This window comes from Streptomyces saintjeani (assembly GCF_055409605.1).
The window spans coordinates 6,074,566-6,098,149 of the sequence record NZ_CP189624.1 but is presented as its reverse complement, the minus strand read 5'-3'; the positions used below and the strand labels follow the sequence as shown (position 1 = coordinate 6,098,149).

18 protein-coding genes and 1 pseudogene are annotated in these 23,584 nt (G+C 69.6%); 7 read left to right on the top strand and 12 right to left on the bottom strand.

Going from position 1 to position 23,584, the window contains the following annotated elements; genetic code table 11:
• The first annotated feature begins 211 nt into the window (after positions 1-211).
• Positions 212-1,174: an oligopeptide/dipeptide ABC transporter ATP-binding protein gene (locus ACQCO7_RS27935; RefSeq protein ID WP_464074392.1), complete on the top strand. Its 963-nt coding sequence runs from the start codon at positions 212-214 to the stop codon at positions 1,172-1,174.
• Positions 1,175-1,290: 116 nt separating this feature from the next.
• Entirely contained in the window at positions 1,291-1,842 is a 552-nt protein-coding gene (locus tag ACQCO7_RS27930) for a hypothetical protein (protein ID WP_464074391.1), read from the top strand.
• Here ACQCO7_RS27930 and ACQCO7_RS27925 read toward each other — a convergent pair.
• The 9 genes from ACQCO7_RS27925 to ACQCO7_RS27885 all read right to left on the bottom strand — a co-directional run bounded on the left by ACQCO7_RS27925 (position 1,820) and on the right by ACQCO7_RS27885 (position 13,724).
• Positions 1,820-2,221 (bottom strand): VOC family protein, encoded by a 402-nt coding sequence (locus tag ACQCO7_RS27925; RefSeq protein WP_464074390.1) that lies wholly within the window; start codon positions 2,219-2,221, stop codon positions 1,820-1,822. The genes ACQCO7_RS27930 and ACQCO7_RS27925 overlap by 23 nt on opposite strands.
• A 78-nt stretch (positions 2,222-2,299) precedes the next feature.
• A complete protein-coding gene (locus ACQCO7_RS27920; protein ID WP_464074389.1) occupies positions 2,300-3,448 on the bottom strand; it encodes an ABC transporter ATP-binding protein in 1,149 nt (382 codons plus the stop codon).
• Entirely contained in the window at positions 3,441-4,490 is a 1,050-nt protein-coding gene (locus ACQCO7_RS27915; RefSeq protein WP_409117679.1) for an ABC transporter ATP-binding protein, read from the bottom strand. The genes ACQCO7_RS27920 and ACQCO7_RS27915 overlap by 8 nt, the downstream gene beginning before the upstream one ends.
• 14 nt (positions 4,491-4,504) lie before the next feature.
• Positions 4,505-5,449, bottom strand: coding sequence for an ABC transporter permease (locus ACQCO7_RS27910; protein ID WP_464074388.1), 945 nt, complete (start codon positions 5,447-5,449; stop codon positions 4,505-4,507).
• Positions 5,442-6,374: an ABC transporter permease gene (locus ACQCO7_RS27905; RefSeq protein WP_464074387.1), complete on the bottom strand. Its 933-nt coding sequence runs from the start codon at positions 6,372-6,374 to the stop codon at positions 5,442-5,444. Before ACQCO7_RS27905 ends, ACQCO7_RS27910 begins: the two co-directional genes overlap by 8 nt.
• Positions 6,375-6,513: 139 nt before the next feature.
• Complete coding sequence (locus tag ACQCO7_RS27900) at positions 6,514-8,145, bottom strand: peptide ABC transporter substrate-binding protein (RefSeq protein WP_464074386.1); 1,632 nt, start codon at positions 8,143-8,145, stop codon at positions 6,514-6,516.
• 615 nt (positions 8,146-8,760) lie between these two features.
• Positions 8,761-10,668: a translational GTPase TypA gene (typA, locus tag ACQCO7_RS27895; RefSeq protein WP_409117675.1), complete on the bottom strand. Its 1,908-nt coding sequence runs from the start codon at positions 10,666-10,668 to the stop codon at positions 8,761-8,763.
• Positions 10,669-10,792: 124 nt separating this feature from the next.
• Positions 10,793-11,467, bottom strand: coding sequence for a hypothetical protein (locus tag ACQCO7_RS27890; RefSeq protein ID WP_464074385.1), 675 nt, complete (start codon positions 11,465-11,467; stop codon positions 10,793-10,795).
• Between the two features lie 97 nt (positions 11,468-11,564).
• Positions 11,565-13,724 (bottom strand): ABC transporter family substrate-binding protein, encoded by a 2,160-nt coding sequence (locus ACQCO7_RS27885; RefSeq protein ID WP_464074384.1) that lies wholly within the window; start codon positions 13,722-13,724, stop codon positions 11,565-11,567.
• Between the two features lie 414 nt (positions 13,725-14,138).
• Between ACQCO7_RS27885 and ACQCO7_RS27880 the strand changes: the two genes are divergently transcribed.
• From ACQCO7_RS27880 to ACQCO7_RS27860, 5 genes and pseudogenes are all read left to right on the top strand, one after another.
• Positions 14,139-14,420, top strand: a complete 282-nt coding sequence (locus ACQCO7_RS27880; RefSeq protein WP_464074383.1) for a hypothetical protein — start codon at positions 14,139-14,141, stop codon at positions 14,418-14,420.
• Positions 14,421-14,440: 20 nt separating this feature from the next.
• On the top strand, positions 14,441-15,274 hold the full coding sequence (locus ACQCO7_RS27875) for a hypothetical protein (RefSeq protein WP_464074382.1): 834 nt from the start codon (positions 14,441-14,443) through the stop codon (positions 15,272-15,274).
• A 16-nt stretch (positions 15,275-15,290) separates the two neighbouring features.
• Positions 15,291-16,667 (top strand): annotated as a pseudogene (locus ACQCO7_RS27870) (fumarate reductase/succinate dehydrogenase flavoprotein subunit); the annotation flags it as partial.
• Positions 16,659-17,522: a hypothetical protein gene (locus ACQCO7_RS27865; RefSeq protein ID WP_464077305.1), complete on the top strand. Its 864-nt coding sequence runs from the start codon at positions 16,659-16,661 to the stop codon at positions 17,520-17,522. The pseudogene ACQCO7_RS27870 and the gene ACQCO7_RS27865, both read left to right, overlap by 9 nt.
• Positions 17,519-18,289 (top strand): succinate dehydrogenase/fumarate reductase iron-sulfur subunit, encoded by a 771-nt coding sequence (locus ACQCO7_RS27860; RefSeq protein ID WP_464074381.1) that lies wholly within the window; start codon positions 17,519-17,521, stop codon positions 18,287-18,289. Before ACQCO7_RS27865 ends, ACQCO7_RS27860 begins: the two co-directional genes overlap by 4 nt.
• Here ACQCO7_RS27860 and ACQCO7_RS27855 read toward each other — a convergent pair.
• The 3 genes from ACQCO7_RS27855 to ACQCO7_RS27845 all read right to left on the bottom strand — a co-directional run bounded on the left by ACQCO7_RS27855 (position 18,286) and on the right by ACQCO7_RS27845 (position 23,434).
• The gene (locus tag ACQCO7_RS27855; protein WP_464074380.1) at positions 18,286-19,218 is read right to left on the bottom strand and encodes a class I SAM-dependent methyltransferase; all 933 of its coding nucleotides are present in this window, start codon (positions 19,216-19,218) and stop codon (positions 18,286-18,288) included. The genes ACQCO7_RS27860 and ACQCO7_RS27855 overlap by 4 nt on opposite strands.
• Before the next feature lie 128 nt (positions 19,219-19,346).
• Entirely contained in the window at positions 19,347-20,318 is a 972-nt protein-coding gene (locus ACQCO7_RS27850) for a phosphotransferase (RefSeq protein ID WP_464074379.1), read from the bottom strand.
• Positions 20,319-20,485: 167 nt separating this feature from the next.
• On the bottom strand, positions 20,486-23,434 hold the full coding sequence (locus ACQCO7_RS27845) for a SpoIIE family protein phosphatase (protein ID WP_464074378.1): 2,949 nt from the start codon (positions 23,432-23,434) through the stop codon (positions 20,486-20,488).
• Between the last annotated feature and the right edge of the window lie 150 nt (positions 23,435-23,584).

Genomic DNA, 23,584 nt, shown 5'->3' with positions numbered 1-23,584 from the left:
GGCGGCTGTTCACGAGTGGGGGGCGGGGAATGGCGGGTGCCTGTCCGGGGCCCTGTGGTGACCGGCCCCGTGGTGACCGGCGCCGAGGGGCGTGCTCCGCGGGCTGTGAGCCGTGCGCGAGGCAGCCATCCGGCGCGAGCGCCCATGAGGCGACCACCGCCTGCGCCCCGCCCCCTCAGCCCTTCTCCCGCCCCCACGCAAGGAGCCCCCGGTGCCCCTCCTGACCGCCGATTCCCTCCACGTCACCTTCCCCGGGCGCCGGGGCGGCCCACCCGTACGGGCCGTGGACGGCGTCGAGTTGGCCGTCCGCGCCGGTGAAGTCGTCGCTCTCGTGGGCGAGTCGGGGTGCGGGAAGACGACCCTCGCGCGAGCCCTGCTCGGACTGGTCCGGCCCAGCGCCGGCCAGGTCACCTTCGCCGGGGCGCCGCTGGCGTACAACTCCCGTGCGCTGAAGGCGTACCGGCGCAAGGCACAGCTCGTGCTCCAGGACCCGAGCGGGTCGTTGAACCCCCGGCACACCGTCTACGACGCGGTCGCCGAGGGCTTGCGCATCCACGGGTACGGCGGTGACGAACGCGCCGCCGTGTCGGGGGCCTTGTCGCGGGCCGGGTTGCGGCCTCCCGAGCGGTTCTTCCTGCGCTATCCGCACGAACTGTCCGGCGGCCAGCGTCAACGGGTCGTCATCGCCGGGGCGTTGGTCCTGGAACCGGAACTCCTGGTGGCCGACGAGCCGGTGGCTTCCCTCGACGCCTCCGTACGCGGCGAGATCCTCGCCCTTCTCCTGCGCCTGCGCGAGGAGTTGGGCCTCGCGGCCCTCGTCGTCACCCATGACCTCGGCCTCGCCTGGAACATCGCCGACCGGGTCGCGGTGATGTACCTCGGCCGGATCGTGGAGACGGGGACGGTGGAGGAGGTCCTGACGGCGCCCCGGCACCCGTACACCCAGGCCCTGCTGTCGGTCCTCCCCGACGCCCCTGGCACCCCCGTCGTCCTCACCGGCGAGCCCCCGGACCCGTCCCGCATCCCGGGCGGCTGCCGCTTCCGGGTGCGGTGCCCGGTGCTGGCGAGCGGGGAGGCGGAGCGGGCGGGGGTGGCGGGGAGGTGCCGGACGGAGGATCCGGGGGTGTTGGGCGGGGGCGGGGAGGCACGGGTGGCGTGCCACTGGGCGGGCTGAGCTTCACCTTCTTTGCACCCGCACCTCGAAAATATGTTTGATTTCAGGCCGCTCCCTTGCAAGGATCAGCACGTCTCCATCAGACCAGGAGACGCCGAAACACGGGGAGTAGTTTCATGCGCAAAACCTCTAAGAGCCTCTTCGTCGCCGCTGTGTCCGCCGCGGCGACTCTGGGTGTCTTCGTCAGTCAGGCGTCGGCGACGACCCTGCTGGGCACCACGACCACCGCGAAGCGGACGACCGCGGCGGCGGCGTACAAGACGCAGACGCTGAGCATCGACGCCGCCGGGCAGGCGACCTGCAAGAAGGGGAACCAGCTCACGGCGCAGGCCACCTGGTACCTCGGGAAGGTGACCAAGGACAGCGCGTACGTCGACCGGATCTCGGTGACCTACAAGGCGATCATCGCCGGCAAGGACGTCAGCGTGGGCCGCGTCAACCTGGTGAACGGCAAGAACTCGGCCGTCTACAGCCCCGGCGCCAGGTACACCGCCTTGATCAAGGGCGGCAAGTCCCTGACGCAGACGTACCCGATCAAGAAGACCGTCACGTTCAACAAGAGCGCCATCACTCTCAGCCGTTACTTCGATGTGGGCATGGTCGGCAGCGAGGCCATGTGGTGCGGCGGTAAGCAGCAGTTCTTCTTCAAGCTGAAGCCGGCCGCCTGATCCCGGCGACCAGCTCGACCTCGAACCCGTCGGAGTTCACGAAGTAGCCGGCGTAATGGTCGGGACCGCCCGCATGCGGGTACCGGTCGGCGAAGAGGGGCTGCCAGCCGTGTGCGGGCGCGTCCGCCGTCAGCGTGTCCACGTCGGCCGGTGAACCGGCGTGGAAGGCGAGGTGGTTGAGGCCCGGGCGGAGCCGGTCGTGGTGGGGAGCGGTCAGCGCCGGAGACTCCTCGACGACGAGGTACGTCGGTCCGTCGCGCCAGCTCCTGCCGCGGTCCCACTCCTGGTAGGGCCGCCAGCCGAGGCGCCCCAGCAGCCAGCCCCACTCCGCTGCCGCGCGCGGCAGGTCGGGGACCCACAGTTCGACGTGGTGCAGCATCGCCGTCACAACTCCGTTCTGCGAAAACACCGGTTCCCGGCACCTCGGAAGGTGCCGGGAACCGTGTCGTTCACCGTGTCACGCCGCGTGGACGACGTCCTTCTCCTCGGCGAAGTGGCACGCCGACTCATGAGCCGCCGGAGTGTCCTGCCCCTTGAAGCGCTCGGGGATCGCCAGCAGCGGGATCTCCTCGGCGCACTTGTCCTGGGCCTTCCAGCAGCGGGTGCGGAAACGGCACCCGGAGGGCGGGTTGGCCGGGGACGGGACGTCGCCGGTGAGGATGATGCGGTCGCGGTTGGCACGGGCGTCCGGGTCCGGGACCGGGACCGCCGACAGCAGCGCCTGGGTGTAGGGGTGCGTCGGGTGGTCGTAGATCTGCTCGTCGGTGCCGATCTCGGCGAGCTTGCCGAGGTACATGACGCCGACGCGGTCCGAGATGTGCCGGACGATCGACAGGTCGTGCGCGATGAAGATGTAGGAGAGGTTGAACTCGTCCTGCAAGCGCTCCATCAGGTTGATGACCTGGGCCTGGACGGAGACGTCCAGGGCCGACACCGGCTCGTCGCAGATGATGATCTCGGGGTTGAGGGCCAGGCCGCGGGCGATGCCGATGCGCTGGCGCTGACCGCCCGAGAACTGGTGCGGGTAGCGGTTGATGTACTCCGGGTTCAGGCCGACCACGTCCAGCAGTTCCTGGACCCGCTTGCGCCTGTCGCCCTTCGGAGCCACCTCGGGGTGGATCTCGTACGGCTCGCCGATGATGTCACCGACCGTCATACGGGGGTTGAGCGAGGTGTACGGGTCCTGGAACACCATCTGGATGTTCCGCCGGACCGCCTTCAGGGCCCGCCCGGACAGCTTGGTGATGTCCTGGCCCTTGTAGAAGACCTCGCCCGCCGTCGCCGTCTCCAGGCTCATCAGGAGCTTGGCGACCGTCGACTTGCCGCAGCCGGACTCGCCCACGATGCCCAGGGTCTCGCCCTGGTACAGGTCGAAGGAGACGCCGTCGACGGCTTTGACCGCGCCGACCTGCTTCTTGAACAGGATGCCCTGGGTGAGCGGGAAGTGCTTCTGGAGACCCCGGACCTGGAGGATCGGCTCCCCGCGCTCGACCGGCGCCTCGATGGCGCTGACCGCCTCCTCCTCGGAGGCCGCGTCGACGACCTCCACCTCGGAGACGTTCGGCGTGGCGTCCTGCTGCTCGTCTTTCTTGCTGAGCTCAGCCATGGATCGTCTCCTTCCAGAAGTGGCACGCCGAGGCGCGGCCGACGAGTTCGGTGCCGTCCTGCTCGGTGACCGGAGCGAGCGCCGGCACCTTCTCCCGGCAGACGTCCTCGGCCTTGGGGCAGCGTGGGTTGAAGGCGCAACCGGTGGGGATGCGCAGCAGGTTGGGCGGCAGGCCCTTGATCGCGTACAGCTCCTGGCCCTTCTGGTCCAGGCGCGGGATCGAGTCCAGCAGCCCCCGGGTGTAGGGGTGTGCCGGGCGCTTGTACAGCTCGTGGACCGGGGCCCGCTCCACGATCCGGCCCGCGTACATCACCGCGATCTTGTCGGCGACGTCCGCGACGACGCCGAGGTCGTGGGTGATGAGGATCAGGCCCATGTTGAACTCGCGCTGCAACTCCGCGAGCAGGTCCATGACCTGGGCCTGGACGGTCACGTCGAGAGCCGTGGTGGGCTCGTCGGCGATGATCAGGTCCGGCTCCAGGGCCAGCGCCATGGCGATCATGATGCGCTGGCGCATACCGCCGGAGAACTGGTGCGGGTAGTCGTCGACGCGGGCTGCGGCGGCCGGGATCTTCACCCGGTCCATCAGCTCGATCGCCTTGGCCTTGGCCTCCTTCTTGGAGAGGCCCTGGTGGACACGGAACATCTCGCCGAGCTGGTAGCCGACGGAGAGCACCGGGTTCAGCGAGCTGAGGGCGTCCTGGAAGATCATGGCGATCTTGCTGCCGCGGATCTTGCGCCGCTCCTCGCCGGACATCTTCAGCATGTCCTGGCCGCGGAAGAGGATCTCGCCCTGCGGGATGCGCGCCGGGGGCATGTCGAGGATGCCCATGATGGCCTGCGCGGTCACGGACTTGCCGGAGCCGGACTCGCCGAGCACGGCGAGGGTCTCGCCGGGCTTGACGCTGTAGTTGACGCCGTTGACCGCTCGGACCACACCCTCGCGGGTGTGGAACTCGACGTGCAGATCGCGCACTTCGAGCAGCGGGGCGTCCTCGCCGTCACGGGGGGACGGCACAGTGGATTCTTCGATGATGGTCACGTCGTACGCCTCCCTCAGCGCGACTTGGGGTCGAGGGCGTTGCGGACGGCCTCACCGAGCATGATGAACGCCAGCACCGTGACGATGAGCATGATCGACGGGTAGATCATGATCCACTGGGCGATGCGGATCTGGTCGCCGCCGTCGGAGATGTCGTTGCCCCAGGAGACGCCGTTGAGGCCGAGACCCAGGAAGGACAGGGTGGCCTCGGCGCCGATGTAGACACCGAGCGAGATGGTGGCGACGACGATCACGGGCGCGAGGGTGTTCGGCAGGATGTGCCGGAACAGGATGCGGGTGGTGCTCGCACCCAGCGCCTTGGCCGCCTGGACGTAGTCCGCCTGCTTGGTGGTGATCACCGCGCCGCGCATGACACGGGCGACCTGCGTCCAGCCGAAGACGCTCAGCGCGCCGATGACGACCCAGGTCGTGCGGTCCACGAAGGTGTTGAGGACGACCATGGTGCCGAGCAGGAACGGGATCCCGAAGAACACGTCGGCGACACGGGACAGGATCGAGTCGATGATGCCGCCGAAGTACCCGGCGATCATGCCGACCAGACCACCGACGACGGTGACCACCACGGTGGTGCCGAAGCCGACGGCTATGGAGACCCGGGCGCCGTAGACGAGCCGCGCGTAGACGCTGCGGCCCTGCTGGTCGTAGCCCAGCCACTCGGCGGAGAAGACCTTGCCGTACTTCGGCTTCTGGAGGTAGTGATGGGCCAGGTCGCCGTAGGTGGGACTGGCGCTGGTGAACCAGCCGGGGAAGAACGTGATGGCCAGCAGCAGCACGATCAGCACCGCGGACACGATGAAGATCCAGTTGCGCCGCAGGTCCTGCCAGGCGTCGCCCCAGAGGCTGCGCGCCTGCTCGGGCTTGGGCGCCTGGGGGGCGTTCTCGGGAGCCTCGGCGACCTCGGGGGCGGCCTCGACGACGGATTTGGTGATGTCAGGCATAGCGAATCCTCGGGTCAAGGACCGCGTACAGCAGGTCGACGAGGAGGTTGGCGATGAGGTAGACGAGGACCAGGATGGTCACCAGGCCGACGAGGGTGGTGCCCTCACGACGGATGATCGCCTGGTAGATCGTGCCCCCGACGCCCTGGATGTTGAACAGGCCCTCGGTGATGACCGCGCCGCCCATGAGGGCGCCGATGTCGGTGCCCAGGTAGGTGACGACGGGGATGAGCGAGTTGCGCATGACGTGGACGCCGACCACCCGGCTCTGGGGCAGGCCCTTGGCGATGGCGGTACGGACGTAGTCGGCGCGCTTGTTCTCGGCGACCGAGGTACGGGTCAGCCGGGTCACGTAGGCGAGCGACGCGGTCGCCAGCACGATGGCCGGCATCAGCAGCTCGTTGAAGTTCGTGGAGTCGTTGACGTTCGGCGGCAGCCAGTTCAGCTCGAACGCGAAGACGACCTTGAGGATGAAGCCCAGGACGAAGACCGGCACCGAGATCAGCAGCAGCGTGAGCAGCAGGATGCCGGTGTCGGCGGCGCGGCCCGCGCGCAGGCCGGCGAAGACGCCGAGCGCGATACCGACGACGACCTCGATGGCGAAGGCGAGTCCGCCCAGGCGCAGGGTCACCGGGAAGGCGTCACCGAGCACGGCGGTGACCGGGCGGCCACTGGCGATCTGCGTACCGAAGTCCGCGTGAAGGAGGATCCCCTTCATGTAGTTGAAGTACTGCTCCCAGATCGGCTGGTCCAAGCCGTACTGGTGTCTCAGCGCGGCGATCACCTGCGGGCTGCCCGCCTTGTCGCCGAACAGACCCGCCACGGGGTCACCGGGCAGTGCGTAGACCATGAGAAAGATGAGCAAGGTTGTCCCGAAGAACACCGGGATCATCTGGAGCAGTCGTCGTGCGACGTAGCGCCCCATCGTGCCTCCATAAAAAGTCACAGCAGCGCCAACAGGCCCTTCCCTTGCGCACCCCTGAATGGTGCGCACGGAAAGGGCCCCCCGGCCACTGCCGTTGCCCGGGGCGCGGGCAGTCGCGCCCCGGGGTACGGGCTGGTGGTTACTTCTTCTTGACCTCGACGCCGGTCAGGATCGGGTCACCCTGCTGGTTGAAGGCGACGCCCTGGACCCGCTCCGAGTAGCCCGCGTTGACCTTGTAGTACCAGAGCGGAATGCTCGGCATGTAGTTCGGGAGCTGCTTCTCGACCTCCTGGTACGCCTTCACCGAGGCGTCCAGGTTCGCCGCCGAGTCGGCCGCGGCGATCTCCTTGTCGAGGGTCGCGTTGGAGAAGCCGCTCTGGTTGCCGTCCGACCGCGTACCGAAGAGGTCACGGACGAAGTTGGCGTTCATCGGGAAGTCCAGCACCCAGCCCGAGCGGTAGAAGGACTTGACCTGCTTGGCCTTGCGGGCCTGGAGGTCGGCCTGGAAGTCCGGCTTGGCCTCGCCCGTGCACTTCACGCCGGTGGCGTTGGTGATCGAGTTGCAGACCGCCTCGACCCATTCCTTGTGGCCGCCGTCGGAGTTGAACTGGATGGAGATGGCGTTGCCCGGAACGCCGCCACCCTCCTTGATCAACTGCTTGGCCTTGGTGGGGTTGTACGTCGTGACGTCGCCGGCCGCGTTCGGCTGGTAGCCGAGGACGCCCTTGGCGACCCAGCCGGTGGCGGGCTCACGGGTGTTCTGGAGCACCGTCTTGGTGATGGTGTCGCGGTCGATCGCCATCGAAAGGCCCTGGAGGACCTTCGGGTTGGCGTTCTTCCACTGCGCGCCGTAGAAGGCGGGGGCGATGGACTGGATCGCGGAGTACGGCTGGTCGATCGCGCGCTTGCCGAGGTCCGTCTTGTAGACGGGGAGGTCCTTGGTCGCGATCTGGGTCGTGACGTCGAGGTTGCCGGACTTCAGGTCCTCGTAGGCCGTCTCGGGGGTGGAGTAGTTCTTGAAGATCACCCCGCCGTTCTTGGCCGGGTTGGCACCCTTGTAGCCGGCGAACTTGGCGACCTGGATCGACTTCTTGTGCTCCCAGCTCACGAACTTGTAGGGGCCGTTGCCGACCGGCTTCTGGCCCGCCGCCGCCGGGTCCTTGAAGAAGGAGTCGGGCAGCGGGTCGAAGCCGCGGTAGCCGAGCTTGTAGATGAAGTACGGCATCGGCTTGCTGAGCGTGATCGTGAAGGTGGTGGGGTCGACGACCTTCAGACCGGACAGCTCCTTGGCGGTGGGCTTGCCCTCCGCCGGGGCGACCTTGTCGTAGCCCTCGATGTCCGAGTACCAGAAGCTGTTGGTCTGCTTGTTGTCCGGGTTCGCGGCCCAGTTCCACGCCTTGACGAAGGACGAGGCGGTGACCGGGGTGCCGTCGTGGAAGGTCCAGCCGGCCTTCAGCTTGACGGTGAACGTCTTGTTGTCCGTGGTGTCGACGGACTGCGCGTTCTCCATGACGATCTTGCCGCTGGCGTCATAGGTCACCAGAGGGGTGAACAGCGAGTCGATGACGATGGAGCCGTAGGACTCCATCGTGTTCGCCGGCTGAAGCGGGTTCTCCGGCTCGCCGGACTCGACGGTGAACGTGCCGTTCGGGTCGACGGCGGCCTTGTCGCTGCCGCTGTCGTTGTCGCTGTCACTACCACCACAGGCGGTCGCGGCCAGCGCCACAACCGCGGCTATCGCGACCCACTTGGCGCTTCTCGCACCGCGCATGGGTTCCTCCTCCAGAGAGTCCTATTGGTTCATCGACGGCAAGCACACAGCACAAGATCACCGTCATTGGTGACTGAGTGGTCTGTGCCCCCACAGCGCTCGCGAGCCGAGCGGCGCCACCTGAAGACGCCGAGCACCCGTTGATCCGAGCTCTACGCGCCTAACTATCTGCCATCGGCACTGGCCGAACCACACCGATAAGGTCTCGGTTCGATCACACCTGACGTGTACTTCTTCCAAAATCCGGACAAACGGTTTGCAGAAAGATCCCTGCGAAACGGACTTGTTACACATCTATCGGGGGTGGGTGTCCGCATTCCGGACACGCATGGGAGAAAAATCGATTGCGACTGAAGCGACCCTCTGCAAGGGGGCATCACCATGCCCGCACCCGCATGCCGGAGTCGTATACGGCGGTGGCGCGGCGAAGTCGCGCAGAACACCCCCACCCCCAGCAGATTAATAGGGAAAAGGCCCCGAGTGCGGCCTCCGGAGCAGGATGAAGGGTTTTCCCTACGTCCCCCTTACGGCCACCCTCTTCACCCCTGCCCCACGGAACGCACACGAGTCGGGCCTCCCGCTCCTGCGGGAGGCCCGACTCGCTCAGCGGGAAGGTCAGTTGTGCTTCGCGCGGCTCGCCGTGCGGGCGCGGTCGCGCTGGTCCAGGACCACCTTGCGGATGCGGACCGCCTCCGGGGTCACCTCGACGCACTCGTCGTCGCGGCAGAACTCCAGGGACTGCTCCAGGGACAGCTTGCGCGGCGGGACGATCGCCTCGAAGGAGTCGGCGGAGGAGGAGCGCATGTTGGTGAGCTTCTTCTCCTTGGTGATGTTCACGTCCATGTCGTCGGAGCGCGAGTTCTCGCCGACGATCATGCCCTCGTACACCTCGGTGCCGGGGTCGGTGAACAGGACGCCGCGCTCCTGGAGGTTGGTCATCGCGAACGCGGTGACGGCGCCCGCGCGGTCGGCGACCAGCGAGCCGTTGTTACGGGTCGTCAGCGTGCCGAACCACGGCTCGTGGCCCTCGTGGATGGAGTGCGCGATACCCGTACCGCGCGTCCCGGTCAGGAACTCCGTACGGAAGCCGATCAGGCCGCGCGAGGGGACGACGAACTCCATGCGGACCCAGCCGGAGCCGTGGTTGGACATGTTGTCCATCCGGCCCTTGCGGACGCCCATGAGCTGCGTGACCGCGCCCATGTGCTCCTCGGGGACGTCGATCGTCATGCGCTCGACGGGCTCGTACGTCTTGCCGTCGACCTCCTTCGTGACGACCTGCGGCTTGCCGATGGTCAGCTCGAAGCCCTCGCGGCGCATCTGCTCGACCAGGATGGCCAGCGCCAGCTCACCGCGGCCCTGCACCTCCCAGGCGTCCGGGCGCTCGGTGTCCAGGACGCGCAGCGAGACGTTGCCGACCAGCTCGCGGTCGAGGCGGTCCTTGACCTGGCGGGCGGTGACCTTGCGGTCCTTGACGGCCGCCTTGTTGTCGGCGCCCTTGCCGGTGCCGCCCCGGCCGACCAGCGGCGAGGTGTTGGTGCCGATGGTCATCGAGATCGCGGGCTCGTCGACCGTGATGAGCGGCAGCGGGATCGGGTTCTCGGGGTCAGCGAGGGTCTCGCCGATCATGATGTCCCCGATACCGGCGACCGCGCAGATGTCACCCGGACCGGCCTTCTCGGCCGGCTTGCGGGTGAGCGCCTCGGTCATCAGCAGCTCGGTGATGCGCACGTTGGTCATCGAGCCGTCGCGCTTGATCCAGGTGACGGTCTGGCCCTTGCGCAGCTCGCCCTGCTCGACGCGCAGCAGCGCGATACGGCCGAGGAAGTTGTCGGCGTCGAGGTTCGTGACGTGCGCCTGGAGCGGCGCCTCCTCGTCGTACTCCGGAGCCGGGACGTGCGACAGGATCGTGGAGAAGAACGGCTCCAGGTTGTCGCTGTCCTGCGGGACCGTGCCGTTCTCCGGCTTGGTCAGGGAGGCGACGCCGTCCCGCGCGCACGCGTAGACGATCGGGAACTCGATCTGGTCCTCGTCGGCGTCGAGGTCGAGGAAGAGGTCGTACGCCTCGTTGACGACCTCGTCGATACGGGAGTCCGGGCGGTCCGTCTTGTTGATGCACAGGATGACCGGGAGCTTGGCCTGGAGGGCCTTGCGCAGGACGAAGCGGGTCTGCGGGAGCGGGCCCTCGGAGGCGTCGACCAGCAGGACGACCGCGTCGACCATCGACAGGCCGCGCTCCACCTCGCCGCCGAAGTCGGCGTGGCCGGGGGTGTCGATGATGTTGATGGTCACGACCTCCGCCCCGTCCTTGGGGTGGTACTTCACCGCCGTGTTCTTGGCGAGGATCGTGATGCCCTTCTCACGCTCCAGGTCGTTCGAGTCCATCATGCGGTCGTCGAGCGACTCGGCGGCGTGCGCGGCGAAGGCACCGGCCTGCTTGAGCATGGCGTCGACCAGGGTCGTCTTGCCGTGGTCGACGTGAGCGACGATGGCGACATTGCGGATGTCGTGGCGCGTGGCCATAGTGCGGCGTTCTCCTGAGAGATCTGAGGAAGGCCTCTGCCTACGACACAGACCCTGCCGGGCTTGACATGCCACGGCCTTACCCTATTTTACGGCCACCGGAGGGCAGTGGCTCGCGGGAGGGTCAGGAGGACCTCAGCGCGGCGGAACCGGGTTCGCAGGCGCTCCGGGCGGCGGCAGCGGAGACGACCCCGCCATCGAGGGGTTTCTCGCAGTTGAGGATCCCGCTGACACCGCCGGACCAGCTGCGGGCATGTCCTTGGACGGACGTTCCGTCGGCGCAGGTGTAACGGAAATCTCCTTGGACGTCGGTGACCCCGTCGTACCGGACGAACACCCCGGCGCCGCTGATCGGGACGGGAGAGGTTTCCAGGGTCAGGACCCGGCCGCTGACCTGCGTGAACACATACTCCATGCCGAAGTCCTCGGCCAGTGTGCGAGCGGTGGAGTCGATCTCCCCGGCCTGCTTGCCCAGCGAGAACAGGATCTCCGCGGAAGGCAGTGCCGGCCCCTGGGCGTCGACCGAGACCTGGGGAGTGAAGACGCGTCGCATCGGCAGCTCCAGCTCGACACCGCTGCGAGCCACCTCTCCCGTGACCTCCCGGGCCTGGGAGATGCCCGCCAACTGCTCCGTCCTGCGGATCGCCGACCAGGTGAACGTCCCGTCGCCGCACGCCTGCTTCGTCGTCACCGGAGTCGGGGTGGCCGCCTCGCCGTCGCCGTCGCCGTCGCCGGAGTCCGTGGTGCACGCCGCGAGACCTACAGCCAGCACTGCCGCCGCCCACATCAGACCGCGCATCCGTTCCCCCCGTGTACGACCGCCGTCAGGCTCACACGATCGTCGTGTGAGCCTGATGATGCTGGTCCCGGGGCCGACGCGGCAAACGCCTTTCCCGTCAGGGAGTCGGCGACGGCGAGACCTTCGCCCCCTTCCTCAAGAACCCCATGTCCTCGAAGACCGGGGTCTGGAAGCCGAAGGCTCCCGCGTTCGCCAGGTTCTTGCGGGCCGCGGTGAGCTGGGGGCGCTGGTAGAGGGGGATGGAGCCGGCGGCGGCCCAGATGCGGGAGTCCGCCTTGCGGATGAGGGAGCGGGACTCGTCGGCGTCGAGGGTGGAGATCGCCTGGTCGAAGAGCTGGTCGACCTGGTCCGTGCCGACCCGGGTGTAGTTCTGCTCGACGTTCAGGGAGCCGTCGGCCGCCGGGACCGGCTTGGAGTAGATGGGGCGGGCGTCCGTCGCGGGGAACGCCGAGGCCGGCCAGGTGTAGAGGGCGAGGTCGTACTGGCCCGAGGCGACGTGGTCCTTGAAGTAGCTCTCGTCGGGGACCTTGCTGACGTCGGTGCGGATGCCGACCTTGACGAGCATCCGGGAGATCCGCTCGGCGACGACCCTGAGGGACTCGGAGCCGGGGCCCGAGGGGACGACGAAGCGCAGGGTGAGCGCCTTGCCGTCCTTGGCGAGGGGACCTGCGGCGCCGCCGGGGGCGGGAGTGCCCTTCGGGGCGTACGCACCGGGGGCGCCGTTCTGTCTGGCGTACTGCTTGCCGTCCTGGGCTCGGGCCGAGGCGTCGGAGGAGGGTGCCTTGTCGTCCTCCCCCACGATGTACGTCCCGTCGCCGCCCCCGTCCGCATCCGCCGGCTTCTGCGGCCCCGCCCCCTTCTCCCCGGGCTTCTTCTCGGTCACCGGACCCCCGGCCACCCACCCCGCGTCCGTCAGCAGGGCCTGTGCCTCGGCCGTGTCCTGGCCGCCGAGCGCGCCGCTGCCGTCGGCGTACGCGTCCTGGCCGGCGAGGGCGAGGTGGGAGCCGACGGGGGCGGCGGGGAGGCCGAGGGGGTTCAGGACGGCGGAGGCCAGTTCCGTGCGGTCGAGGGCGCGGGCGACCGCGCGCCGTACGCGTTCGTCGGCGAGGGGGCCGTTCTCGCCGTTCATGGCGAGCTGCGTGTACGCGGGCTCCAGGGACTTGCGGACCTCGAAGCCCTGGAGGGTCTGCTGCTGCTTCTCCCAGGCCACGATGGCCCTGCGCAGCTTGGTGGCGGCGCGGACCTTGCGGTCGGTGCCCTCCTCCTCGTACTCGTCGCTCTCGGCCTTCGCGGCGGCCGACGCCTGGGCCATCGCCGTGCGCAGCGCTTTCGCGGCGGTACGGCCGCTGCCCGCGCCGGTCAGGGGGCCGCCGGTGCCCTTCGCGGCCTCGCCGATGCGGGTCGCGTCGGCGGGGTCGATGTCGGCGAGGTCGACGGTGCCCGCAGCGAGGGCGGCGGAGCGCTTCGCGCGGGGTACGGCGGTGAGGCGGATCTCGGACAACTTCGCGGGCCGTCCCCACCAGCGGGCGTTGCGGGTGAGGCGGATCACGTCCTTCTTGCGGTCGACGTCGGTGAGCGCGAACACCCCCGCGGTGACCTTGAGCCTGCGGCGCGCCCCGTCGTTGAAGGCGTCCGGGGTGCCCATGACGTCCTTGGGGTACAGCGGCGAGAACAGGGACTGCCAGTCGGCGTACGGGCGGCTGAAGGTGACGCGGACCTCCAGGTCGTTGGCGCCGCGCTCGACCTTCTCGATGCGGTCGTACCCGGCGTTGCGGGCGGTCCAGTACGCGCTGTCCTTGCCGGACAGGGCGCGCCACTGGGCGGCGAAGTCGGCGGCGCCGATCTCGCGGCCGTCGCTCCACACGGCCTGCTGGTTGAGGCGGTACAGGACGACCTGCTGGGGCTCGGTCTCGACGACCTTCGCGGACTCCAGGTAGTCGGCGTCGCGCTGCGGGCGGCCGTTCGCGTCGAGGCGGTACATGGCCGGCAGGACGGCCTGGGCGACGCGGGTGGTGGTGGCGTCGGCGTCGGACTGGAAGGTGTTGAAGGTGTCGGGCACGTCGTCGACGGCCCAGCGCAGGGTGCCGCCGTCGGCGACGAGGGCCCGGCCGGCGGCGGCGATCTGCTGGCCGGCGAGGGGTTCGGTGGCCTCGTCGTCGCCGGCGCAGCCGCTCAGCAGGGGGACCGCGAGCGCACCCGCGGTGAGGAAGGCGACCGAGCGCATGACCGCGCGGGTGCTGACGCCGTCGTATGACATCGCTGTTACCTCCGGCTCCGCGGGAGGGGCGCTCGCGGATCGACGTAAAGTCCGATCAACCCTTGATCGGATGTACGGGCGGGCGTACGCCGCCACTGAAGAGGACGGGGTGCGCGGAGGTCTCCCGACACGACGGGGGCGGGGCACAAGGCCACTCGCACGGCGCAACGCGGGGGATGTGTACGGCGCGTCCGGGGCCGCGCGCTCTCCTCGCCGTCACGCGCTCCGGCGTACGTCCGGCAGCGCGCGCCCCTGCCGCGCGGCGCCTCCCGTCCTGTACCCCGGCGCAAATCTGCCCCCGTGCGCCCCGTCGGTCACCGAATCCGTGCACGGCGCTTCACACCGGGTGGCGTGACGCGCGACACTCGCAGGCGCATGAAACGTCATGTCCGCCCACGGAAGTGAGGTCGCGTCATGTCCGTTCACGACGAACTCACGTCGGTCCAGCGCTGCCTCGACGACCTGGTGCGTGCCCTCGGCCGGCTGGAGAAGCAGTGCGACCCCGGCTCGCTGGAGCTGCGCCGGGTCCACTCCGACACGAACCATCTGCGCGAGAGCCTGGCGCTGCTGCGCGAGGCGACCCCGGGCCCGGCGGCCCGCCGTCCCGACCTGGTCCCCATCCCCGACACCCCGTACGACAGCTCCTTGTGGACGGACTCGGACGACGAGGGAGTGGGCAACCGCCACCGACCCTGACCACCGAACGGGAGTCATCCTTGGCAACCGACACGGAACCCGGTACAGACCCTCGTCCTCGCCGGGGCGGCGTCCGCGCCCCGACCCGCGCCGCGATCTCCGCACCCCATCTGCGCACCGACCGCTGGTGGTTGGCGCCGGCCGTCACCGCCGCCGGGCTGCTCGCGTTCGTCGCGTACTCGACGTGGCGGGCGTTCGCGAACGCCGACTACTACGCGGCGCCGTACGTCTCGCCGTTCTACTCGCCGTGCCTCGCGGAGAACTGCGACCCGATGCGTTCGGGGCCCAACGCCGGGCTTTTCGGGGGCTGGTGGGGGATCTCCCCGGCGATCCTGATCCTGGTCTTCCCGCTGGGCTTCCGGCTGACCTGCTACTACTACCGCAAGGCGTACTACCGGGGTTTCTGGGCCTCTCCCCCGGCCTGCGCGGTGGCCGAGCCGCACGCCAAGTACACCGGCGAGACGCGGTTCCCGCTGATCCTCCAGAACGTCCACCGGTACTTCTTCTACGCGGCTCTGGTCGTCGCGGGGATCCTCACCTACGACACCGTGCTGTCGTTCCGCGACGAGCACTACAACTGGGGCCATATGGGCCTGGGTTCGGTGGTGTTCCTCGTCAACATCGGCCTGATCTGGGCCTATACGCTCTCCTGCCACTCCTGTCGGCACATCGTCGGCGGCAAGCTCAAGCACTTCTCCAGGCATCCGGTGCGGTACCGGGCGTGGCGGTTCGTGGGGAAGCTGAATGACCGTCACATGCTGCTGGCCTGGGCGTCGTTGATCAGCGTGGCCGCCGCGGACTTCTACGTGTACCTCGTCGCATCCGGTGCTTTCGACGATCCGCGATTCTTCTAATGAGTGGGGCCTTCTGATGTCCGTGGTCGACCGCCAGGAGTGGGACGTCGTCGTGATCGGTGCCGGCGGCGCCGGGCTGCGCGCCGCGATCGAGGCGCGCGAGCGCGGCGCCCGTACGGCCGTGATCTGCAAGTCGCTGTTCGGCAAGGCGCACACGGTGATGGCCGAGGGCGGCATCGCGGCGGCGATGGGCAACGTCAACTCCGGTGACGACTGGCAGGTCCACTTCCGCGACACGATGCGCGGCGGCAAGTTCCTCAACCAGTGGCGGATGGCCGAGCTGCACGCCCGCGAAGCCCCGGACCGGGTCTGGGAGCTGGAGACCTGGGGCGCCCTCTTCGACCGCACGAAGGACGGCCGGATCTCGCAGCGCAACTTCGGCGGCCACGAGTACCCGCGCCTCGCGCACGTCGGCGACCGCACCGGCCTGGAGCTGATCCGTACGCTGCAACAGCGGGTCGTCGGCCTCCAGCAGGAGGACCACAAGGAGACCGGCGACTACGAGTCGCACCTGAAGGTCTTTCAGGAACACACCGTCACACGGCTGTTGAAGTCCCCGGACGGCCGGGTCTGCGGGGTCTTCGCGTACGACCGTGAGACGGGCCGCTTCCTCGTGCTGGAGGCCCCGGCCGTCGTGATCGCGACCGGCGGCATCGGCAAGTCGTTCAAGGTGACGTCCAACTCCTGGGAGTACACCGGCGACGGCCACGCCCTCGCGCTGCTCGCCGGGGCGCCGCTGCTCAACATGGAGTTCGTGCAGTTCCACCCGACCGGCATGGTCTGGCCGCCGTCCGTGAAGGGCATCCTCGTCACCGAGTCGGTGCGCGGGGACGGCGGGGTGCTGCGCAACTCCGAGGGCGAGCGGTTCATGTTCGACTACGTCCCGGACGTCTTCAAGGAGAAGTACGCCGAGTCCGAGGCGGAGGGCGACCGTTGGTACGAGGACCCCGACAACAACCGCCGCCCGCCTGAGCTGTTGCCGCGCGACGAGGTGGCCCGCGCGATCAACTCCGAGGTCAAGGCGGGCCGGGGCTCCCCGCACGGCGGGGTCTTCCTGGACGTGTCGACGCGGATGCCGGCCGAGGTGATCCGGCGCCGGCTGCCGTCCATGTACCACCAGTTCAAGGAACTGGCGGACGTCGACATCACGGCCGAGGCGATGGAGGTGGGGCCGACGTGTCACTACGTGATGGGCGGCATCGCCGTCGACTCCGACACGGCGGCTGCGCGCGGGGTGCCGGGGCTGTTCGCGGCGGGGGAGGTCGCGGGCGGGATGCACGGGTCGAACCGGCTCGGCGGCAACTCCCTGTCGGATCTGCTGGTGTTCGGGCGCAGGGCGGGGTGGCACGCGGCGAACTATGTGGACGACCTGGAGGTACGGCCGGTGGTGGAGGAGGGGGCGGTCGACGCGGCGGCGGCTGAGGCGCTCAGGCCGTTCTCGGCGGAGGAGGAGGTGGCGGCTGGGACCGGGTGGACGGACGCGGGGGCGTCAGGAGCCTCGGGGGCGGGGGCGACACCGGGGGCTTCGGGGGACACGCAGGCAGGGGCCGGGGCCGCAGCAGCGGGAGACGGAGCCGAGCCACCGGGCGTGGACGCCGGGGCCGTGTGGGCGAACGCGGGGGCGACACCGGGGGCTTCGGGGGACGCGCAGGCAGGGGCCGGGGCCACAGCAGCGGGAGGCGGGGCCGGGTCGGCGGGCGTGGGCGCCGGGGCCGGGGCGGAGAGCCCGTCGGCCGTCGCTCGGCCTGTGCCGGAGGCTCACCGGCCCTCGCCGAGGGCGCCCGAGAACCCGTACACCCTCCACCAGGAGCTCCAGCAGGCCATGAACGACCTCGTCGGCATCATCCGGCGCGAGGGCGAGATGGCCCAAGCCCTCGAAAAACTCGCCGAGTTGAGGGTCCGCGCCCGCCGCGCCGGGGTCGAGGGGCACCGGCAGTTCAACCCCGGCTGGCACCTCGCCCTGGACCTGCGGAACATGCTGCTGGTCAGCGAGTGCGTGGCGCGGGCGGCGCTGGAGCGTACGGAGTCGCGGGGCGGCCACACCCGCGAGGACCACCCGACGATGGAGCGGTCCTGGCGCAACGTCAATCTCCTGTGCCAACTCACCTACCCCAAGGGCGAGTTGACCGAGCGCGACCAGATCACCCTGACCCGTGAGACGACCACCCCCATCCGCCCCGACCTGCTCGCCCTCTTCGACAAGGAGGAGCTGGTCAAGTACCTCGCCGAAGAGGAGCTGTACGAGTGAGTGGATACGAGGCCCGCTTCAAGGTGTGGCGGGGTGACGTCGGGGGCGGCGGCCTGGAGGACTTCACCGTCGAAGTCAACGAGGGCGAGGTCGTACTGGACATCGTCCACCGCCTCCAGGCGACCCAGGCACCGGACCTGGCCGTGCGCTGGAACTGCAAGGCGGGCAAGTGCGGTTCGTGCTCGGCGGAGATCAACGGCCGCCCGAGACTGATGTGCATGACCCGCATGTCGGTGTTCGAGCGGACGGAGACCATCACGGTCACCCCGCTGCGGACCTTCCCGGTCGTCCGCGATCTGGTGACGGACGTCGGCTTCAACTACCAGAAGGCCAGGGAGGTTCCGGCGTTCGTGCCGCCCGCCGGGGTGGGTCCCGGCGAGTACCGGATGATGCAGGAGGACGTGGACCGCTCGCAGGAGTTCCGCAAGTGCATCGAGTGCTTCCTCTGCCAGGACACGTGCCATGTCGTGCGCGACCACGAGGAGAACAAGACGGCGTTCGCGGGACCCCGGTTCCTCATGCGGGTCGCCGAGTTGGACATGCACCCGCTGGACGCGGCCCAGGAGTCCGGCCTGGACCGCAAGACGGCGGCCCAGGACGAACACGGCCTCGGCTACTGCAACATCACCAAGTGCTGTACGGAGGTCTGCCCCGAGGGCATCCACATCACCGACAACGCGCTGATCCCGTTGAAGGAGCGGGCCGTCGACCGCAAGTACGACCCGCTGGTGTGGCTCGGCAACAAGATCCGGCGTAGGACTTCTTAGCCCTTCTTCGCCCGCAGGTACCCCGAGTGCGCCACGGAACCGAGGAATTCGAGCCTGGTCTCCCCGGCCATGTGCTTGTCGAACGCCTCTTTGATCCCGGGCCACTTGGGGTGACCGAAGTCGTCGAGGACGACGATGCCGCCCGGCGCGATGATCTCCTCGACCCACTCCAGGTCCTGCGCGACCCCGTTCGCGGAGTGGTCGCCGTCGACGATGATCGCGCCGTACTTCCGGTCGGAGACCAGCGCGCGGACCTCGGGGTCCTCGGAGAAGCCCTGCTGGATGCGGGCGGAGGCGCCCGCCGCACCGGCCAGCGAGAGGTTGGTGCGGACGGCCGCGCCGCGCACCGGCGTGCCCGTCGCGTCGTCGCCCATCGTCGTGCCCGGCTGGAGCTGCGTGCCCGCGAGCGGGTCGACGATCGTGAGCTGCGGGTCGCGGCCCGCGCGCTCCATCATGCGGATCAGGGCCGCGCTGAACATGCCGTACAGGGTGCCGATCTCCAGGATCTCGTCGTTCGGCGGGTCCAGGAGGGGGACGGCGGAGAGCTTGCCGACGATGTTCATCGTGCCGCCCGCGATCCGGCCGACGCCGAGCGCCTCCACGGCGATCAGCAGCCGGAACGCCTGCGCGACGGCCCGCTCGGAGCCCTCGCGGTCGCCGGTCACCACCGTCAGCTCGCTGATCGCCTTTTCGAGGTGCTCGCCGCCCGGCATCCGGGAGACGCCGCGTCCCGTGCCGTCGAAGAACAGTTCCATGGGGCGCTGGCGATCGCGCAGCTGCTTCAGCTCACGCTGGATGTCCGCCGACGCGGGTGCGGGAGCCGCGCTCTTCACGGCCTTGCGGACCTGCCGTTCGATGCGCTGGTCGATGAGTTCCGCCGCCGGGCGCAGCGCACGGCGGACGGCCTTGCTGGTGAGTAGCGATCGCATCAGGGAGGATCCCTCACAGAGTTCGGAGATGTGGACGCTAGGGCGTGCACATCTGCCGCACAACCAACACGTGGATCCCTGACGGCGAAGCGGGTATGAACTTCCGGTGAAGCTTGCGGCCGGCGGTTTCAGCGGGCGTCCGCCAGGAGACGCAGCACCTCTCCCAGATTGTGCTCCGCGATGCCTTTCATGAACCGGGGGTCGGGGAAATCTCCCCCGATCAATGTCAACGGGCCGCTGACCAGGCCGAGATGCATGCACAGCCGGTAGAACCGGAGTCTGTCGCCGTCCAGTTCGGGGTGCGGCAGGCGTTCGTACCAGTCCCCGAAGCGCAGCTCCAGGAAAACGTGCTCCTGCTCCAGGTCGAAGTACATCAGCCCCTCGACGTCGATCAGCACCGGCTCGCCGTCTTCCGTCAACAGGACGTGATCGGCGCCGAGTTCGCCGTGAATCAAGGCGTGCCGCCGGCGCGGCCGGACGGCCCCGTAAAGGCTCTCGATCCGCTCGGCGAGGGGTTCGCGTACGGCGGCGAGTCGCGGCTCCAGCGCCACGCCCTTGTCGAGTTCCCTCAACGCCCCTTCGTAGACGACCTGTTCGCACGAGGTCCCATGGGAGACGCCGCCGGAATCGACGAGGGCGACCTTCCCGTACCGCGCATTCTCATGAGCGTGCATGACCCGCAGGGCTTCCGCGAGGCGGTCCAACGCCGGGTGCCGGGGGTCGCGTTGGAGTACGTCCTCCAGGGTGCCGCCGGTGACGTCCTCGGCTACGACCGTGTCCGCTCCGACGTACAGGATGCGCGGGGTGCGGACGCCTACGGCGGTCAGGCGGTCGTGGGCGGCCACGAGGAGGTCGAGTCCGGTCGCCGGGGAGAACGGGTGGCGGGGGTCGGGGGGTTGGGTGTGGTCCCAGTAGTTTTCGTCGGGGGACCAGACGTAGGCGATGGCGGTGCGGGCGTCGTCCAGGTGGAGCCGGTAGACGCCCTTCTTGGAGCCGCCACGGAGACGTTCGGAGCGGAGAAGCTGACGGCGCTTCCCGAAGGCTTCGCGGGTGAGGGGGGCGAGGTCGGGGGTGGTGAGGTGGGTTCGGGGTGAGGTCACTGCGGGAGTCTTCCGGAGCAGGCCAGTCGGCCCCAAGGGGTTTTGCATGGGGCGGGGCGGCTGCACGTCTTCCAGGGGCGCGGGGCCATGTCGATTTGCGGCCACCGCCGCGTGGGCGCGACCAGCCACGACGGACCCGCAGCCGCCCCACAGTCCGATCCCGCCCCCTAGAACAGGCTCAACAACGCCTCCGCAGGATCGACCGGCGTCGAGTCCCCGTCCGGCAGCGGGAGTTCGAACCAGACCGTCTTCCCCCGGGGGGTCCGCCGGGAGCCCCACGCCGCGGACAGCAACCCCACGAGTTGCAGCCCCCGACCCCCCTCGTCCGTATCCCGTGCCCGCCTCCGCCGAGGCTGGACCAACCCCGAGTCCCACACCTCGCACACCAACGTCCGATCGAGCAGGAGCCGAAGCCGGATCTCCCCCTCGCCGTACCGCAACGCGTTCGTGACGAGCTCGCTCACCAGCAACTCGGTCGTGTCGACAAGGGGTTCGAGGTCCCAGTTCACCAACTGCGCCCGCGCGTACTCCCGAGCCCGCCCCACACTCTTGGGCTCACGGGGCAACGTCCAGTCCCCGACGGACTCCGCGGGCAACCCCTGCACCCGGGCCATCAACAACGCGATGTCGTCCTCACCATGATGGGAGTCGAGCGTGTTGAGAACGTGATCGCAGACGTCCTCCAGCGGCTGGGAGGGATCGGTCAACGCCCCCACGAACGCCTGGAGCCCTTCATCGAGGGGATGGTCACGGGACTCGACCAGCCCGTCCGTGTACAGCGCGAGCAACGCCCCCTCGGGCAGCTCGACTTCGACCTCCTCGAACGGCTCCCCGCCCACCCCGAGCGGCATCCCCGGCGGCACGTCCAGCATGAGCGCGGGCTCGCCGGGTTCCACCAGCACCGGCGGCAGATGCCCCGCGTTGGCGAACGTGCACCGGCGGGTGACGGAGTCGTACACCGCGTACACGCACGTCGCGAGGTACACCTCGGAGAGGTCCGCCTCCCGGGGCCGCCGGGCCGCACGGGTCGCCTGCTGGACACCCCCCGGCGTACCGAGCCCGCGCGCGATCTCGTCCAACGCGGTGAGGACTTCGGCGGGTTCGGTGTCGAGCAGCGCCAACGTCCGTACGGCCGTGCGGAGTTCCCCCATCGCGACGGCGGCCCGCAGCCCCCGCCCCATGACGTCCCCGACGACCAGCGCCGTACGGTGGCCCGGCAGTTCGATGACGTCGAACCAGTCGCCGCCGACCTCGCTGGGGCGCCCCGTGGCGGCGTTGCCCGGCAGATAGCGGCAGGCGATGTCGAGCCCGGAGGCGATCGGGTCGCCCGGCGGCAGCAGCGAGCGTTGCAGTATCAACGCGCGTTCGCGTTCGCGCCGGTACAGCCGCGCGTTGTCGATGCTGACGGCGGCCCGCGCCGCCAGCTCGACCGCCAGGTCACGGTCCCGGTCGCCGAACGGCTCGCTCCCCTTCGTACGGGAGAACTGCGCGAGCCCGACGACGGTGTCGTGCGCGACCATCGGCACGGCCAGCGTGGACTGCACGAGGCCGCCCTCCTCGCCGGAGATGTGCTGGGGGCGTGCGGTGCGCAGCGCGTCCGCGCGGGAGGACGTGAACGGGAAGTGGTGGACGGCGCCGACGGGGATCGGCGTGCCGCCGGTCGCGGTGAACGGGACGTCCGAGACGGCCGACGCGAAGGCGACGCGGCGGAGTTCCGCGCTGCCGTCCGCGAGGCCGGGCGGGGTCTCGTCGCCGGCCAGCAGGCCCTGGTAGAGGTCGACGGTCGCGAGGTCGCAGAAGCCGGGGACGACCACGTCGAGGAGTTCGCGGGCCGTCGTCTCCAGGTCGAGGGAGTTGCCGATGCGGGCGCCGGCCTCGTTCAGGAGGGCGAGGTTGCGGCGGGCCGCAGCCGCTTCCCTGGCCGCCGCTCTGCGTGCCGTGATGTCGATGCCGAGCCAGGCGATGCCGATCGGGCGTCCGCTGCCGCTGTGCACGCGGTACAGGTTGATCGACCAGTGCCTGCGCTCGTCCGAGCCCGGGGTGAAGCCCGTGACGTGCATGTCGGTGATCGGATCGCCGGTCTGGAGCACCCGCTTCAGGATCGCGGTGACCCGCTCGGCCTCCGACCGCTGCAAATAATCAGTGACGCCGCGCCCCCGGTGGTCGTCCGGCGTCCCCCCGAACAACGACGCGAACCGTTCGTTGGCCCGCCGCACTCTCAGGTCCGGGTCGATCAGCAGGAACCCGAACGGGGATTGGCCGAAAATCGACTGCGAGGCGGCGAGGTCGGTCTCGATGCTCCGCAAGGTCCTCACATCGACGACGATGCACACGGCGGCCCTGTCGCCGTCCGGCGTCGTCGTCGGCATCACATAGACCTCGGCGAGCCCCCGCTCCCCGCTCCCCGGCACCTTGAACGGCACCACACCGGTCCACTCCCGCCCGTCCAGGATCTCCGCCATCTTCCGCTGCCCCCGCGCGCGCAGGTCGGGGTCGATGAACGCCTGGATCGGATCCAGCCCCACAGCCCGCTCGGCGGCGATCCCGAAGATCTGCTCGGCCCTGAGGCTCCACTGATCGACGAGCCCGTCGGGGCCGATGGAGAAGGAGGCGACGCGGATGTAGTCGTAGATGGACCCCGGGGGGCTGCTCTGCCAGACGGCGTCGGCGGGGGGGATGTCGGAGAGGGCGGAGGGGGGTACGGAGCTGGCACGCGGACCGGCGGCGGCCTCGCCGTGCGCGGCGCCTGCGGGGTTCGGCCCCGAGCCCGTGGGGTCGCCACCGCGTGCGCCTGTCCGGCGTGGGGTGGGGGCGTCCGTGGAGGTGTCACGGGAGCGGGCCGGGGTGTCCCCGTGCGAGGCGCTGGAGCGGGCCGGAGCGCTGCCGCGCGAGACCTCGTGGGACTGGCCGTGCGCTGCGCCGGGGTTGTCCCGCGTCTCGTTCCGCGCGTCGTCGGGAGTCGCCCGGCGTGGTTCGGACGCGTCGGTGCGGCCCGGGGCGCCCGGTCGCCCGGTGTCCCTCGGCCCCGCCCCTCCGGCCGAGGCGCCATCGCCGAAGGCGCCTGCGGCGTCCGACGGGTCGGGCGACTCCGTGGCCTTCGCTGGTATCTCGCTCACGCGAACCGTCCCCTCCAGCTCACCGCGCCCGGTACCGGTCACCAGGGGCGGCTGCCCGCAGTATCCAGCACTACGGGGCCGCACGGCACGGTGTTCACGATCACAGCACGGCCCAGGCGTTTTTTGGACCGTTCCGTTCCAACACTTCCA